Consider the following 14,591-nt stretch of genomic DNA (forward strand, 5'->3'; position numbering starts at 1 on the left):
ACTTCAGGCGCGGCGCTTGGTCCAGACGTCGTAGGCGACGGCCGCGAGCAGGACGAGGCCCTTCACGAGCATCACCTGTTCGCTGGGCGCGCCGATCAGCGACATGCCGTTGTTGATCACGCCCATGATCAGGCCGCCGGTGATGGCGCCGACCACCTTGCCGACCCCGCCCTGCACCGCCGCGCCGCCGATGAACGCGGCCGCGATGGCGTCGAGCTCGAAGGCCGTGCCCGCGGTCGGACCCGCCTGGTTGAGCCGGCCGGCGAAGATCACGCCGGCGAGCGCGGCCAGGGCGCCCATGTTGACGAACACCCAGAACGTGACGGCCTTGACCTTCACACCGGACAGCGTGGCGGCCTGCAGGTTGCCGCCGATCGAGTAGATGTGCCGCCCGAACACGGAGTTGTTCGCCATCAGCGAGTAGCCGAGCGCGAGCGCCGCGAGCAGCACCAGCACCCACGGCAGGTTGCGGAACCGGGCGAGCTGGACGACGACGGCCATCACGACCACGGCCACGCCGACGATCTTCAGCACGAACACCGGCATCGGGTCGACGGTCTGGCCGTACCCGAGCCGGGATGCTCGCTTGCGCCACTGCGACAACGCGAAACCGGCCACGCACGCGAGTCCGGCGAGCAGGCTCACGAGGTCGGCGCCGCCGAGCGGGCCGAGGCCGATGTTGCCGAGGTAGCCGCCCGTGAACCCGTTCGACAGCGACCGGATCTCGTCGGGGAACGGCCCGATGCCCTGGTTGCCGAGCGTGGTCAGGGTGAGCGCGCGGAACACCAGCATGCCGGCCAGCGTGACGATGAACGCCGGGATGCCGAAGTACGCGATCCAGTAGCCCTGCGCCGCGCCGATGACCGCGCCGGACAGGAGCGTCAGCAGCACCGCCACCGGCCACGGCAGTCCCCATTGGACGGTCAGCACCGCGCAGATCGCACCGGTCAGCGCCACCGTCGAGCCGACCGACAGGTCGATGTGCCCGCCGATGATCACCAGGATCATGCCGATCGCGAGGATCAGCACGTAGGAGTTCTGCACGATGATGTTCGAGATGTTCTGCGGCTGCAGCAGGGCACCGTCGGTCAGCACCGTGAACAGCACGACGATCAACGCGAACGCGACGTAGATGCCCGACTGCCGCGGGTTGATCGAGAACCGGCGGGACGGCGCGGGCGGCGCTGCGGCCGGAGCGGGCGCGGTCTTCGTGGTCATGAGTTCTGTCCTCGGGTCATGTATTGCATCAGGCGTTCCTGCGTGGCCTCGGCACGGCTGACCTCGCCGGTGATGCGGCCTTCCGACAGCGCGTACACGCGGTCGCACAGGCCGAGGAGCTCCGGCAGCTCCGAGGAGATCACCAGCACCGCCCTGCCCTGCGCGGCGAGGTCGTTGATGATCGAGTAGATCTCGTACTTCGCGCCGACGTCGATGCCGCGCGTCGGTTCGTCGAGGATCAGCACGTCCGGGTCGGTGAACATCCACTTCGCCAGCACGACCTTCTGCTGGTTGCCGCCGGACAGCGTGCCGGTCGGCGTCGAGACGGCGGCCGTGCGGATGCCCATCGACTTCCGGAACCGTTCCGCGACCGTGTACTCCTCGTTCTCGTTCACCCAGCCGCGGTTCGCGAGCTTGTCCAGCGCCGCTGCGGAGACGTTGCGCTGCACGCCCTCGATCAGGTTGAGCCCGTACCGCTTGCGGTCCTCGCTCACGTACGCGAGCCCATGGCGGATCGCGGCGCGCACGGTGCGGGTGTCGATCTCCCGGCCGTCCTTCACCACGCGCCCGGAGATGCCCACGCCGTAGGAACGGCCGAACACGCTCATCGCGAGCTCTGTGCGACCGGCGCCCATCAGCCCGGCGAGACCGACGATCTCCCCGCGCCGCAACGACAGCGTGGCGTTGTCGACGACCACCCGGTCCGGCTGGGCCGGGCTGTGCACCGTCCAGTCCTCGATGCGCAGCACCTCGTCACCGATGTCCGGGGTGCGCGGCGGGAACCGGTGTTCCAGGTCGCGGCCGACCATGCCGGCGATGATGCGTTCCTCGCTGAGTCCCTCGGCGGGCAGCGTCTCGATCGTCCTGCCGTCGCGCAGCACCGTGACGGTGTCCGCGATGCTGGTGACCTCGCCCAGCTTGTGGGAGATGATCACCGAGGTGATGCCCTCGTCCCGCAGCCCGTCGAGCAGGTCCAGCAGGTGCTGCGAGTCGTCGTCGTTGAGCGCCGCCGTCGGCTCGTCCAGGATCAGGAGGCTGACCTCCTTGGACAGCGCCTTGGCGATCTCGACGAGCTGCTGCTTGCCGACGCCGAGGTCGTTGACCGGTGTCGTCGGGTTCTCCCGCAGTCCCACGCGGTCGAGCAGCGCCTGGGCCTCGTGGTTGGTGCGGTTCCAGTCGATGAACCCGCGCCGCGCCCTTTCGTTGCCCAGGAACAGGTTCTCCGCCACGGAAAGCTGGCCGCACAGCGCCAGCTCCTGGTGGATGATCACGATGCCGCGGCGTTCGCTGTCGCGTACGCCGTGGAACGCGCACGGCTCGCCCTCGAAGAGGATCTCGCCCTCGTACGTGCCGTGCGGGTGCACCCCGGACAGCACCTTCATCAGCGTGGACTTGCCCGCGCCGTTCTCGCCGCAGATCGCGTGGATCTCACCGCGCCGCACGGTCAGCGAGACCTCGTGCAGCGCGGTGACGCCCGCGAACCTCTTGGTGATGCCGCGCATCACCAGGATCTCGTCGGACACCGGACCTACCTGAGCTGGTCGGCGGTGTAGTAGCCGGAGTCGACGAGTTCCTTCTGGTAGTTCGCCTTGTCCACGGTGACCGGCTGGAGCAGGAACGACGGCACGACCTTGTTGCCGTTGTCGTAGTCCTTGGTGTTGTTGACCTCCGGCTTGCCACCCTGGAGCACCGCGTCGGCCATCTTCACCGTGACGTCGGCGAGCTGCCGGGTGTCCTTGTGGATCGTGGAGTACTGCTCACCGGCGATGATCGACTTCACCGAGGCGACCTCGGCGTCCTGACCGGTCACGATCGGGTACGCCTGGTCGGCGGTGCCGTAGCCGCTGCTCTTGAGCGCGGACAGGATGCCGATCGACAGGCCGTCGTAGGGCGACAGGACACCGTCGACCTTGCTGCCGCCGTAGGAGGAGGTGAGCAGGTCCTCCATCCGCTTCTGCGCGGTCGCGGGGTCCCAGCGCAGGATCGCGACGGTCCTGAAGTCCTTCTGGGCCGACTTGACGATGAGCTTGCCCTGGTCGATCAGCGGCTGGAGCACCGACATCGCGCCGTTGAAGAAGAACGTGGCGTTGTTGTCGTCCGGCGAGCCCGCGAACAGCTCGATGTTGAACGGGCCCTCGCCGCGCGTCTTCAGGCCGGCGAGCAACGAGTTCGCCTGCTCCACGCCGACCTTGAAGTTGTCGAACGTGGCGTAGTAGTCGACGTTCGGGCTCTTGCGGATCAGGCGGTCGTAGGCGATCACCGGGATCTTGGCGTCGGCGGCCTGCTGCAGCTGCGAGGTGATCGCCGTGCCGTCGATCGAGGCGACGATCAACAGCTTGGCGCCCTTGGTGATCTGGTTCTCGATCTGGTTGGCCTGGGTCGGGATGTCGTTCTCCGCGTACTGGAGGTCGACCTTGTACCCCTTGCCCTCCAGGGCCTTCTTGATGTTGTCGCCGTCGTGGATCCAGCGCTCCGACGACCGCGTCGGCATGGTGACGCCCACCAGCGCGCCATCACTCGAGCTGCTCTGCTGGTCGACCGTCTTCTCCGCCGACCCGCAGGCGGCGAGGGTGACGGCGAGTGCGGTGGTGGCCGCGATCCTGGCAAGCCTCATCAGTTCTCCTCGATGTCACCGGCAGGCAACAATGCTGTTAGGCGGCGAGTGTTATCGCTAACAACAGGCCCGTCAAGTATCATCTGGATAACACCAGGTCGTGCCTGTTAGCGCTCACAGACAACGGTGGCAGAGCGCGGCACGTGCCCGCGCACCCCGAGAAAACCGAAGCGCCCGCCGCCACGGTCGTGGCGGCGGGCGCATCCCTGGTGCGGTCAGGCGGTTCCGCAGGCCTTCCCGTTCACGGTGAAGGCGGCCGGATCGGCTCCGGCGCCGGATGCGTTGAATCCGATGTAGACGGACTTGCCCGGCTCGATCTTGCCGTTCCACGACGCGTTGCTCGCCGTGACGTCGCGCCCGGTCTGGCTCCAGGTCGCCGACCATCCCGTGGTGACGCCCTGGTCGCCGGGGAGCGCGAACCCGAGCTGCCAGGCCGGCCACGCGGTCGTGCCGGTGTTGGTGATCTTCACCTGCGCCGACATGCCGCCGGGCCACCGGTTGGCGGTGAAGCCGACCTCGCAGTCGGACTTCGGCGTGGTGGTCCCGGACTTCTCCGCCGCCCAGCCCGACACCCAGGCGAGCGCGGAGTTCCAGTTGATCGCCACCTCGTTCACCGAGTACGCGCCGATGTCGTCCACCCAGCACTTCTGCTGGGGGCAGCCGGCGAGCAGCCGTTGCGCGACCGGGTCCTGCAGTGCGCTGTTCGGGCCGCCGGACAACGAGCCGGGCGGCGCGATCGGCAGGGTCGGGTCGTTCTGCCTCGCCCAGAACCGGTGGTGCGCGTTGACCATCGCCTGGTCGCCGTAGCCCGCCACGTACGAAGTGCTGAGCGGGTTGCGGCCGAGGACGTAGTGCAGTGCCTCGAACACGCCGTCGCGGTACTTCGCGGCACCGGTGAAGTCGTGGGCGAGAGCGAGCACCTGGGCGTTGTTCAGGACCGCGGAGTTCGAGCCCCAGACGTACCCGTCGACGCTGTTGTCGTACGGCGCGGCGTACCCCATCGCCGCCATGGCCGTCAGGTGCTGGTCCGCGACGGTCGCGAACGCCGACTTGATCGCCGCGACGTCCGCCGCGGGCAGACCGCCCGGCACGAGGGCGAGCGTGATGTCACCCAGTGGCGCCGTGCCGCCCCAGTAGAAGCCGGCCCTGCTCAGCCCGGCCGCCTTGTAGTGCGGCGAGGCGGTCACGTCGGTCCGGTAGGCGGCCTCACCCGTGGTCGCGTACAGCTCCGATGCGGCCCAGTAGAACTCGTCGCTGACGGTGTTGTCGCTGTAGGCGCCGCCGCCGGTGCCGTCGTTCGGGTCGGCGAGCTTGGCGGGGTTCGCCTTGGCCGCCGCGTACGCCTCGCGCGCCGCCGACAGCAGCGTGGCGGAGTAGGTGGCGTCGATGTCCTTCCACAGCCGGGACGCCTGCGCGGCGACCGCCGCCAGGTTCAGCGTCGCGGCCGTGCTGGTCGCGGACAGCCTGCGCGGCTGGTCGTCCAGCTCGGGACGGGTGGGCAACGCGGTCCAGTTCGCGTCGTGGATCTTGTGGTGCGCCATGCCGTCGGGTGCCTGCATCTTCAGCAGGAAGTCGACCTCCCAGCGTGCCTCGTCGAGCAGGTCCGGCACACCGTTGGCCTTCTCCGGGATGTTCAGCGCGCCGTCGCGGTACGCGGACGCGTCACCCACGCGGCTTGCCCGTTCATAGGCGTTGAGGAGCTGCCAGGTCGCGATACCGCCGTTGACGACGTACTTGCCGTGGTCGCCCGCGTCGTACCAGCCGCCGCGCACGTCGAGCGTGTAGTCGCAGGCGAGGTCGGCGCGGCACGGCACGTTGTCGTCGCCCTGGTTGGGCGCGATGTTGATGTGACCGGCGGGCCGCGCGTACTCGTCGCCGACGTACTGCGCCTCGATCGGCGTTCCGCTGCGCTGGTGGTAGAAGAACGCGAGCGAGTCGTAGCGCAGCCGCTTGAACGGGTCCGCGGAGATGTCGAACGGGAAGCTGCTGTCCTCACCGACGGACAGCGTGTACCCGGTGCCGGCCGTGTCGAACGACGAGAAGTCGATCACGTGCACCGAGTCGCCGGACGTCGCGTCCGCGCCCTTCGGCGTGGTCTGGCCGGTGGCCACGGCCGCGCCCGCCGAGTTCTTGAGCGTCCAGGTCTGCGGCGTGGTGGCGGTGGAGACGAGGGTCGCGCGCTTGGGCAGGCCCGGCGCGTACGCCACCAGGTCGACCTGGACCTTCTTGGTGGGGTTGGGGTTCACGCCGCCGGGAGGCTTCACGCCACCGATCACCGAGATGTTGTCCACGCAGATCGTGTTGTCCGACGGCTGGCCGCCCAGCTGGAACGCGACCTGGCCGTTGCCCGCGTCCGGGAAGTCCAAAGTGGACGTGAAGGTGAACGAGAAGCGTTGCTTCTCAGGGGAGAGCGTGAACTGCTGGCTCGCGATCCCGCGGTACGGGCTGACGCTCTCGCCCGCCGCGGCCGTGACGGGCTGCGCATTCGTGGCGTGGGCGTCGAACGAGAACGTGTAGGACTGGCCACTCTCGAACGGAACGCCGTTCTGGCCGATCAGCGCGTCCCAGGGGTTCGTCGTCCCACCGGTGACCGCCGCGCACAGCTCGCCGCCGGTGACCCGGTTGGTCACTCCGGCGCCGCTCCACCAGGGATCGGCGGAACCGCTGTCGAAATCTCCGTTGAGCACGCGCTCGTAGTCCGCGGCTGCCGCTGCGCTGGGGAGCGACGTCGCCGTCAGCACCGCGAGCAGGGTCGCGGCGAGGAGACGTGGGGGTTTTGATCTCATGCTGTGAGGTTCTCCGTCCTCGTCGACGGGCGTCTGGGAGCGCTCCCAGGGACCGTAGGGCGAGTTCGGCGACGGCTACAACCCCTGATGGTCCTTCGATCGCGTTCGACGGTCGATTTCGACTCGAACCTCAGGCCAGCAGCCGGTCGAGAAGGTAGTGCCACCCGGCTTCCAGCCGTGCCGGCGACGCGCCGGGGCCGCGGACGAGGTGGTCGGCCAGCACGACGTCCACCGACGCCAGCAGGGTGTGCGCGAGCAGTTCGGCGTCGGCGCCGGGGAGGGCCGCGCGCACGAGCAGGGTGACGTGCCGGTGGCGCAACCGCCTGGCCGGCACCGAGAACCGGCGGTCGGGCGACGGCTCGGCCGCCAGGTAGAGATCGAGGTGGGCGTGCTCGTGGCGCAGGAGTGCCGGGCCGAACGCCCTGAGCCGCGTCGCCGCGTCGGCGCCGGGTCCGAGCGGCGGCGGGCCGCTCAGGAACGCCTCCTGGAACTGGATCTCCGAGCGGTCCAGCAACGCCTGGAGCAGTCCGTTGCGATCGCCGAAGCGACGCGACACCGTGCCTTTGCCGACCCCGGCGGCCGCCGCCACGGACTCCATCGTGATCGCCGCGGCACCCCGCTCGGCGGCCAGCCGGGCCGCCGCCTCCAGTAACAGCGCCCGGTTGCGCACCGCGTCCGCACGCAGGGGCGTCTCGGGGCCGGCGAGGGGCAGGGATGTGCCGTCGATCACCTCCGCAGCCTAGCCGGAAGATAACCGGGCCGCATCCCGTTTAGCGTCGTAGTCGTCCAACACAGCCTGCACCTGGGAGTCACGTCATGGCAGTCCGCATCCTCACGCTCGTCGGCAGCCTCCGTTCCGGATCGCACAACCGCGGGCTCGCCGAGGCCGCGGTCAGGCTCGCGCCGGAGCACATCGAGGTCGGCCTGTTCGAGGGCCTCGACACCGTGCCGTTCTACAACGAGGACATCGACGCCGAGGGCACCGTCCCAGCCCCCGCGGCCAAGCTGCGTGAGGCCGCCGTCGAGGCCGACGCCCTGCTCCTGGTCTCGCCCGAGTACAACGGCACCATCCCCGCGGTGCTCAAGAACGCCATCGACTGGCTGTCGCGTCCCTACGGCGCGGGCGCCCTGTCCGGCAAGCCGGTCGCCGTCGTCGGCACCGCGTTCGGCCAGTACGGCGGCGTGTGGGCGCAGGACGAGGCCCGCAAGGCCGCCAAGATCGCCGGCGGCGTGGTCGCCGACGACCTGACGCTCTCGATCCCGTCCTCGGTGGTGCGCTTCGCCGAGCTCCACCCGGCCGACGACCCCGAGGTCACCGAGAAGCTGGCCGTCGTCATCGAGGGGCTGGCCGCGCGCGCGGCCGCTACCGTCTGACCTGCGCGCCGCGACCGCGGCAGTCACCACCTCGGAAGGCCCGTTCCAGCCCTGACCCGGAGAGGTCGGGCGGAGCGGGCCTTCTTGTCTGCTCTATGACGGACGGTACGCCGCTGCCTTTTCGGGGCTGTTCTTGCGCGTAACGCACCACCCGTACCGTTGTTTTTGCCATCGAAGCATTCTGGTGGGTTCGCATCTCAGCTCACTATAGGATTTTGATATGACACGCGAACCCGTCGGCCATCGAAACACCGGGACCACGGGGTGAGTCATTTCCACCATTCTTCTGAAATGAGAGAAGTCACCTGAACATGAGCCTCGAAGAAAAGGTGGTCGAGCAGCTCCGCCACGTGGAGAACGGCGAATGGGACCAGGCCTGGGCCATGTACGCCGACACGGCGACCGTGTGGAAGCACAACGAGCTCGAGCTGACCCTCGCCGAGGCGTCCTCGCGGGCCAGCGCGCAGGACGGGATGGTCGCTTCGCTGAAGTACAACATCATCCGGCAGATCTCCGAAGGTGACGATGTGCTCACCCAGCTCGACATCGAGGTCGACCAGGACTACGGAGAGGGCACCATGCGCGGCAACGTGCACGCCGTCTTCTACTTCCGCTTCGAGAACGGGCTCATCGTCCGGAACGAACAGTACGCGAATTTCATCCCCATCAGCACCGGCACGGTCGACGGTGAACTGAAGGCACGCACAGGAGAAGACGCATGAGCCAAGAACTCAAGGACACCGTCGCCCGCTATCTGCGCCACCTGCAAAACCAGGAATGGGAGGGAGCACGAGCACTCTTCACGGCTGACGCGACGGTGTGGAACAACAACGACGGCACGTCGGTGCGGATCGACGAGCACCTCCGCGGCCTGCGCGAGGCGAGCGCCGGCGTGCGGTCGACGCGCTACGAGCTCACGCGTCAGCTGGCGAAACCGCGGGAGGTCATCGCCCAGCACGTCGCGCACGTGACCGCGGCGGACGGCAGCCGGGGCCGGGTGAACGCGGCGATGTACTACCGCTTCGACGACGGCCTCATCGCCCGCGTCGAGGAGTACCGCACGTTCGTCCCGGACACCACGGCGAGCGCCTGACCGGCGAGCGGGATCAGGCGCTCGATCGCCGCACGAGCGAGGTGGGCAGCAGCATCGACTGCGGCAGCTTCTCCTCGCCGGCGAGTTCCGCGAGCAGGCGCCAGGTCATGGTGCGGCCGAACAGTTCCACGTCCTGCCGCACGGTGGTGAGCGGCGGTACGGCGGTCGAGGCGAGCACGGAGTCGTCGAACCCCACCACCGCCACGTCGTCGGGGATGCGGTACCCGCGTGTCTGCAGGACCCGTAGCGCGCCCAGCGCCATGATGTCCGCGGCCACGAAGACCGCGTCGAGGTCGGGTGCCCTGCGCAGCAGCTCCTCCATCGCGAGCGCGCCGCTTTCGGGCGTGAAGTCGCTGTGCACCACCAGTTCCACGGCCATGCCGTGTTCGGCGAGCCCGCACCGCCAGCCGCTGAGCCGGTCCATGCCGACCGCCATGTCGCGTGGGCCGGCGATCGTGGCGATCTTCTCGCGGCCCAGCGAGATGAGGAAGCGCACTGCTCCCAGGGCACCGTTGAAGTTGTCCGCGTCGACGAACGGGACGGCGCCGCCCGCGAGCGGACGGCCGCCCACCACGATGGGCAGCCCCGTCTCGTGCAACGTCCTCGGCAACGGGTCCTCGCCGTGCAGGCTCACCACGAGGGCACCGTCGACGTGCCCGCCGGTGAGGTAGGCGACCTGGTCCTCACCGTCGAGCGGCTGGTTCATCATCAGCAGGAGCTGGACGTGCCGTCCGGCCAGTTCGGCGTGGACCCCGCGCAGCACCCCGGCGAAGAACGGGTCGGCGAGGACCCGGCTGCCCTGCTCGGAGATCACCAGCGCGATCGCGTTCGCCTTGCTGCCCGCCAGGGTGCGCGCGGCGTGGTTCGGGCTGTACCCGAGCAGCGCGATCGCGCGGTGCACCGACTGGCGGGACCGCTCGCTCACGTACTTCTCGCCGTTGATCACCCTGGAGACGGTCGACTTCGACACCCCGGCCACGCGCGCGACCTCCTCGATGCGCGGGCCGGGGCGCCGACTCCTGCCTTCCGTCATGAGACGGAGACCAGCGCGTTGTCACGCGCCACCCGGCTGAACCACCTCGCACTCATCTTCGGGGTGCGGATCTGGGTGGAGTAGTCGACGTGGACGATGCCGAACCGCTTCGCGTACCCCTCGGCCCACTCGAAGTTGTCCAGCAGCGACCAGCAGAAGTAGCCGCGCAGGTCGACCCCCGCCTCGATCGCCGCGTGGGCGGCGCGCAGGTGGGAGGCGATGTACCCGGTGCGGTCGACGTCGTCGATCGCACCGTTGCCCGAGAAGTCGTCGCGGAACGCGGCGCCGTTCTCGGTGATGTAGAGCGGCAGCTTCGGGTAGTCGTTGTGCACCCGCATCAGCACGGTCGTGAGCCCGTCCGGCCGCACCTCCCAGCCCATGTCGGTGATGGGGGCGTCGCGGGGCGGGAACGAGGCATGCCGCACGCCCACCCACGGCGACGGACCGGCCTCGCCGTTGGGGGAGGAGCTGACGTAGTGCTCGGTGTAGTAGTTCACGCCGAGCATGTCCATCGGCCCCGAGATCACGCCGAGGTCGCCGTCCTGCACGTGCTCGCTGAACCCGAACGGCTCCAGGTCCGCGACGATGTCGGCCGGGTACTCACCGCGCAGCAACGGGTCCAGGAAGATCCGCTGCTGCAGCCCGTCGAGCCGGCGTGCGACGTCGAGGTCCGCCGGGTTGCCGGGGTCCACCGGGATGATCGGGTACATGTTGAGCGTGATGCCCACCTTAGCGTCCGGGCTGGCGGCGCGGATGGTGTCGGCCGCGAGGCCGTGCCCGAGCAGCAGGTGGTGCACCGCGGCGACGGCGGCGGCCGGGTCCGTGCGGCCCGGTGCGTGGATTCCCGCCGCGTAGCCGAGGAACGCCGAGCACCACGGCTCGTTCAACGTCGTCCACGTGCCGACGCGGTCGCCGAGTGCCTCGACGGTCGCGGCCGCGTAGTCGGCGAAGCGGAACGCCGTGTCGCGGTTCGCCCAGCCGCCCGACTCCTCGAGCTTCTGCGGCAGGTCCCAGTGGTACAGCGTCGGCCACGGCACGATGTCGTGCGCCAGCAATGTGTCGATCAGCCGCTGGTAGAAGTCGAGCCCCGCCTGGTTGACCTTCCCGCCGTCCGGCCGCACGCGCGGCCAGGCGATCGAGAACCGGTAGGCCTTCAGTCCCAGGTCCGCCATCATGGCGACGTCCTGCTCGAACCGCCGGTAGTGGTCGGCGGCGGGTTCACCGCAGTCGCCGCCGACCACCTTCCCGGGCTGCCGGCAGAACTCGTCCCAGATGGAGTCGGTGCGGCCGTCCACCTCGGTCGCACCTTCCACCTGGAACGCCGCGGTCGCGGCTCCCCACAGAAAACCCTGTGGGAAAACAATGTTCTCCATTTTCACCCCTTGACGGCGCCCTGCATCACACCGGCGACGATCTGCCGCCCGAGCACGAGGAAGACGATGAGCACCGGAACCGTCGCGAGCGTGGTTCCGGCGAGTACGAGCGAGTAGTCGACGTAGTAACCGCTCTGCAGCTTCTCCAGGGCGACCTGGAGGGTGGGGTTGTCGGCGTTGAGCACCACCAGTGGCCACAGGAAGTCGTTCCAGGACTGCATGAACGTGAAGACACCCAGCATCGCGGCGGCCGGCCGGGCGGCGGGCAGCGCGACGTGCCAGAACGTCCGCCACAGGCTGCAGCCGTCCATGCGCGCCGCCTCGACGAGTTCGTCGGGGATGGCGTCGAGGAGGTACTGCCGCATCCAGAACACGCCGAACGCGGTGACGAGGTTCGGCACGATGACGGCTTCCAGTTCGCCCGCCCAGCCGAACTCGGCCATCGCCATGTAGAGCGGGATGATCCCGAGCTGGGTCGGCACCGCCAGCGTCGCCACCACGAACAGGAACAGCACGCCCCGGCCGCGGAACCGCAGCTTGGCGAAGGCGAACCCGGCCAGCGTCGACAGCAGCACCACCGAGAGCGTCACTGTGCCGGACACGATGAAGCTGTTGCCCAGCGCCTTCCAGAACGGGATGGTGTCGACCACCCGCGCCGCGTTGGCGAAGAAGTTCCCGCCGGGGATCAGCGTGAAGTCACCGGTCAGCACCGCGTTGTCGCGGCTCGCGACCAGGTACGACCAGTAGAACGGGAACGCCGAGCCGAGCACGAACGCGCCGAGCAGGCCGTACACCAGGAAGGATGGTCTGCGGTTGGTCATCGCACCGCCCTCCTGGTGATGAAGAAGTTGAGGCCGGCGACGGCGATCACGATGAGGAACAGCACCCACGCGATCGCGGAGGCGTAGCCGAGGTCGAGGCCCTGGAACGCCGACTGGTACAGGTAGAGCACGACGGTCTGGTACTGGTGCTCCGTGCCGCCGCCGCTGCCGCCGGACGGCTCGAACAGCTTCGGCTCGGTGAAGATCTGCAGACCGCCGATGGTCGAGGTGACGATCACGAAGATCAGCGTGGGCTTCAGCATCGGGAGCGTGATGCTGAAGAACCGCCGCAGCGCGCTCGCGCCGTCCACCATCGCGGCCTCGTGCACCTCGCGCGGGATCGCCTGCATCGCGGCGAGCACGATCAGCGCGTTGTAGCCCGTCCAGCGCCAGTTGACCATCGACGCGATGGCGACGTGGCTGCCGAAGGTGCTGGCCTGCCAGTCGATCGGGTCGAGGCCGACCGTCGTGAGCACATCGTTCACCAGGCCGTACTGCGGGCCGAACAGGTTGCCGAAGATGATCGTCAGCGCCACCAGGCTTGCCACGTAGGGCAGCAGCACGCCCATCCGCCAGCCGGTGCGCGCCCGCAGGTTCGCGTTCAGCAGCGCCGCGATCACCACGGCGATGACGATCTGCGGTGCGCTCGAGAGCAGGAAGATGCTGAAGGTGTTGAAGAGGGCGTTCCAGAACTGCCCGTCCTCGAACAGCGTCCGGTAGTTCTCCAGCCCGATGAAGGCCGGGTCGTCGGCCCCGACCTCCCAGTCGAAGAGGGAGACGTAGGCCGTGTAGAGCAGCGGGAACAGGCCGATCGCGGTGAACAGCACGAAGAAGGGAGCGACGAACAGGTACGGCGACACCTTGGCGTCTACTGTGGACAACCGATGTCGCCGCGGAGGCCGCGGGCGAGCATCCTGCGCTCGCCCGCGGTCGACCTTGGAGAGAGTGACGGTCACTACTTGGCCGCCTTCTGGGCGCCTTCGACGGCGGTGTTCCAGGCCTCGTCGGGGTTCTTGCCCTGCTCGACGGACTGCAGCGCCGGGCTGAACACCGTCTCCTGGATCTGGCCGTCGGCCGGGCCCTTGTACTGCGCGATCTTGATCTTCTTGGCCTGCGTGGCGAACAGCTGGCCGGCCTTGACGTCACCGAAGTAGGCGTTGGTCTGCTCCAGCAGCTCCGGCGCGTCGAGCGCCTTGACCTGGCTGGGGAAGGTGCCCTTGGCCTTGAACGCCTTGATCTGCTGCTCCGGCGCGGTCAGCCAGGCGGCGAGCTCGGCGGCCTTCTTCGCGTTCTTGCTCTGCTTCGGCACGGTCAGGTACGAGCCGCCCCAGTTGCCGCCACCGTTCGGGAACACGTCGGTGACCGCCCACATGCCCTTGTTCTCGGGTCCCGCCTGGGACTCGACCACGCCGAGCATCCACGACGGGCAGGTCTTCGTGGCGAACTTGCCGAGCTTGAACCCGGTGTTCCACTCGTTGCTGAACGCCCCGAGCCGCGCCGACTGTCCCCTCGCGACAGCCGCGGTCACCGTGTTCCAGTTGGACTTGATGGCGGTGTTGGTGTCGACGACCAGCTTGTCGGACTTGTCGTAGTACCCGGTCTCGAGCTGGTTGTGCATCGCGTTGTAGACCTGCGCGGCGCTGTCGAACCAGGCGACGCCGGGAACCTTGGCGACGAACTGGTCACCCGCGGCGAAGTAGCTGTCCCACGTGGCGAAGAGCGCCTTGACGCCCTCCGGGTCGGCCGGCAGACCGGCCTGCGCGAACAGGTCCTTGCGGTAGCACATGGCGAGCGGGCCGATGTCGGTGCCGTAGCCGATGAGCTTGCCGTCCTTGGTGGTGACCGCGTCGGTCTTCCACTGCAGCCAGCGGTTGTCCTCGATCTTCGGGCCGATCTCCTTGAGATCGTTGAACTGCCCGGACTTCGACATGACCTGGCTGAGGTAGCCCTCTTCGACGCCCTCGATGTCCGCGAGACCGGATCCGGCACCCAGCTTGGTGAACAGGTTCTGGTGGTGCGGCTGGCCCTGGCCGGTCTTGCGCTGCGTGATCTTGACGTCCGGGTGGGCCGCCTCGTACTCCTTGAACAGCTCTTCGTAACCGAACTCGTTGAACGTGGCGATCGTGAGCTCGGTCTTGCCGTCCGCGGACTGACTGGCCCCGCCTGACCCGCACGCTGTGGTGGCGGCGGCGGACACGGCGGCACAGATCAGCACGCTGACCCAACGGTGTCGCACGGGAGAACTCCTCTGGTCTCGGCGGCGGGTTCTGGGAGCGCTC

At 68.6% G+C, this 14,591-nt stretch carries 13 protein-coding genes; 3 read left to right on the forward strand and 10 right to left on the reverse strand.

Annotated elements, in window-relative coordinates; translation table 11 throughout:
• Positions 1-3 precede the first annotated feature (3 nt).
• The 5 genes from mmsB to ACRSBM_RS13030 form a co-directional block, all read right to left on the reverse strand.
• A complete protein-coding gene (mmsB, locus tag ACRSBM_RS13010; RefSeq protein WP_434443275.1) occupies positions 4-1,218 on the reverse strand; it encodes a multiple monosaccharide ABC transporter permease in 1,215 nt (404 codons plus the stop codon).
• The gene (gene mmsA / locus ACRSBM_RS13015; RefSeq protein WP_434453067.1) at positions 1,215-2,720 is read right to left on the reverse strand and encodes a multiple monosaccharide ABC transporter ATP-binding protein; all 1,506 of its coding nucleotides are present in this window, start codon (positions 2,718-2,720) and stop codon (positions 1,215-1,217) included. The genes mmsB and mmsA overlap by 4 nt, the downstream gene beginning before the upstream one ends.
• Positions 2,721-2,746: 26 nt before the next feature.
• Entirely contained in the window at positions 2,747-3,832 is a 1,086-nt protein-coding gene (gene chvE / locus ACRSBM_RS13020) for a multiple monosaccharide ABC transporter substrate-binding protein (protein WP_434443276.1), read from the reverse strand.
• A gap of 215 nt (positions 3,833-4,047) precedes the next feature.
• Positions 4,048-6,618 carry a glycoside hydrolase family 9 protein gene (locus ACRSBM_RS13025; protein ID WP_434443278.1) on the reverse strand — a complete coding sequence of 857 codons (2,571 nt, stop codon included), beginning with the start codon at positions 6,616-6,618 and terminating at the stop codon, positions 4,048-4,050.
• A 130-nt stretch (positions 6,619-6,748) separates the two neighbouring features.
• Positions 6,749-7,348 (reverse strand): TetR/AcrR family transcriptional regulator, encoded by a 600-nt coding sequence (locus tag ACRSBM_RS13030; RefSeq protein WP_434443280.1) that lies wholly within the window; start codon positions 7,346-7,348, stop codon positions 6,749-6,751.
• An 86-nt stretch (positions 7,349-7,434) separates the two neighbouring features.
• Between ACRSBM_RS13030 and ACRSBM_RS13035 the strand changes: the two genes are divergently transcribed.
• The 3 genes from ACRSBM_RS13035 to ACRSBM_RS13045 all read left to right on the forward strand — a co-directional run bounded on the left by ACRSBM_RS13035 (position 7,435) and on the right by ACRSBM_RS13045 (position 9,085).
• The gene (locus ACRSBM_RS13035; RefSeq protein WP_434443282.1) at positions 7,435-7,992 is read left to right on the forward strand and encodes an NAD(P)H-dependent oxidoreductase; all 558 of its coding nucleotides are present in this window, start codon (positions 7,435-7,437) and stop codon (positions 7,990-7,992) included.
• Positions 7,993-8,303: 311 nt separating this feature from the next.
• On the forward strand, positions 8,304-8,714 hold the full coding sequence (locus ACRSBM_RS13040) for a nuclear transport factor 2 family protein (RefSeq protein WP_434443284.1): 411 nt from the start codon (positions 8,304-8,306) through the stop codon (positions 8,712-8,714).
• Positions 8,711-9,085 (forward strand): nuclear transport factor 2 family protein, encoded by a 375-nt coding sequence (locus ACRSBM_RS13045; protein ID WP_434443286.1) that lies wholly within the window; start codon positions 8,711-8,713, stop codon positions 9,083-9,085. The genes ACRSBM_RS13040 and ACRSBM_RS13045 overlap by 4 nt, the downstream gene beginning before the upstream one ends.
• 13 nt (positions 9,086-9,098) lie before the next feature.
• Here the strand turns inward: ACRSBM_RS13045 and ACRSBM_RS13050 are convergent, their stop codons facing one another.
• Genes ACRSBM_RS13050 through ACRSBM_RS13070 form a run of 5 tightly spaced genes read right to left on the reverse strand, consistent with a single transcriptional unit; the run spans position 9,099 to position 14,548 of the window.
• Entirely contained in the window at positions 9,099-10,118 is a 1,020-nt protein-coding gene (locus ACRSBM_RS13050) for a LacI family DNA-binding transcriptional regulator (RefSeq protein WP_434443288.1), read from the reverse strand.
• A complete protein-coding gene (locus ACRSBM_RS13055) occupies positions 10,115-11,491 on the reverse strand; it encodes a GH1 family beta-glucosidase (RefSeq protein ID WP_434443290.1) in 1,377 nt (458 codons plus the stop codon). Before ACRSBM_RS13055 ends, ACRSBM_RS13050 begins: the two co-directional genes overlap by 4 nt.
• Positions 11,492-11,493: 2 nt before the next feature.
• Entirely contained in the window at positions 11,494-12,312 is an 819-nt protein-coding gene (locus ACRSBM_RS13060; protein ID WP_434443292.1) for a carbohydrate ABC transporter permease, read from the reverse strand.
• Complete coding sequence (locus ACRSBM_RS13065) at positions 12,309-13,268, reverse strand: carbohydrate ABC transporter permease (protein ID WP_434443294.1); 960 nt, start codon at positions 13,266-13,268, stop codon at positions 12,309-12,311. The genes ACRSBM_RS13060 and ACRSBM_RS13065 overlap by 4 nt, the downstream gene beginning before the upstream one ends.
• On the reverse strand, positions 13,268-14,548 hold the full coding sequence (locus tag ACRSBM_RS13070) for an ABC transporter substrate-binding protein (protein ID WP_434443296.1): 1,281 nt from the start codon (positions 14,546-14,548) through the stop codon (positions 13,268-13,270). Before ACRSBM_RS13070 ends, ACRSBM_RS13065 begins: the two co-directional genes overlap by 1 nt.
• Positions 14,549-14,591 lie beyond the last annotated feature (43 nt).

This window comes from Lentzea xerophila, assembly GCF_051094245.1.
Classification (GTDB): Bacteria; Actinomycetota; Actinomycetes; order Mycobacteriales; family Pseudonocardiaceae; genus Lentzea; species Lentzea xerophila.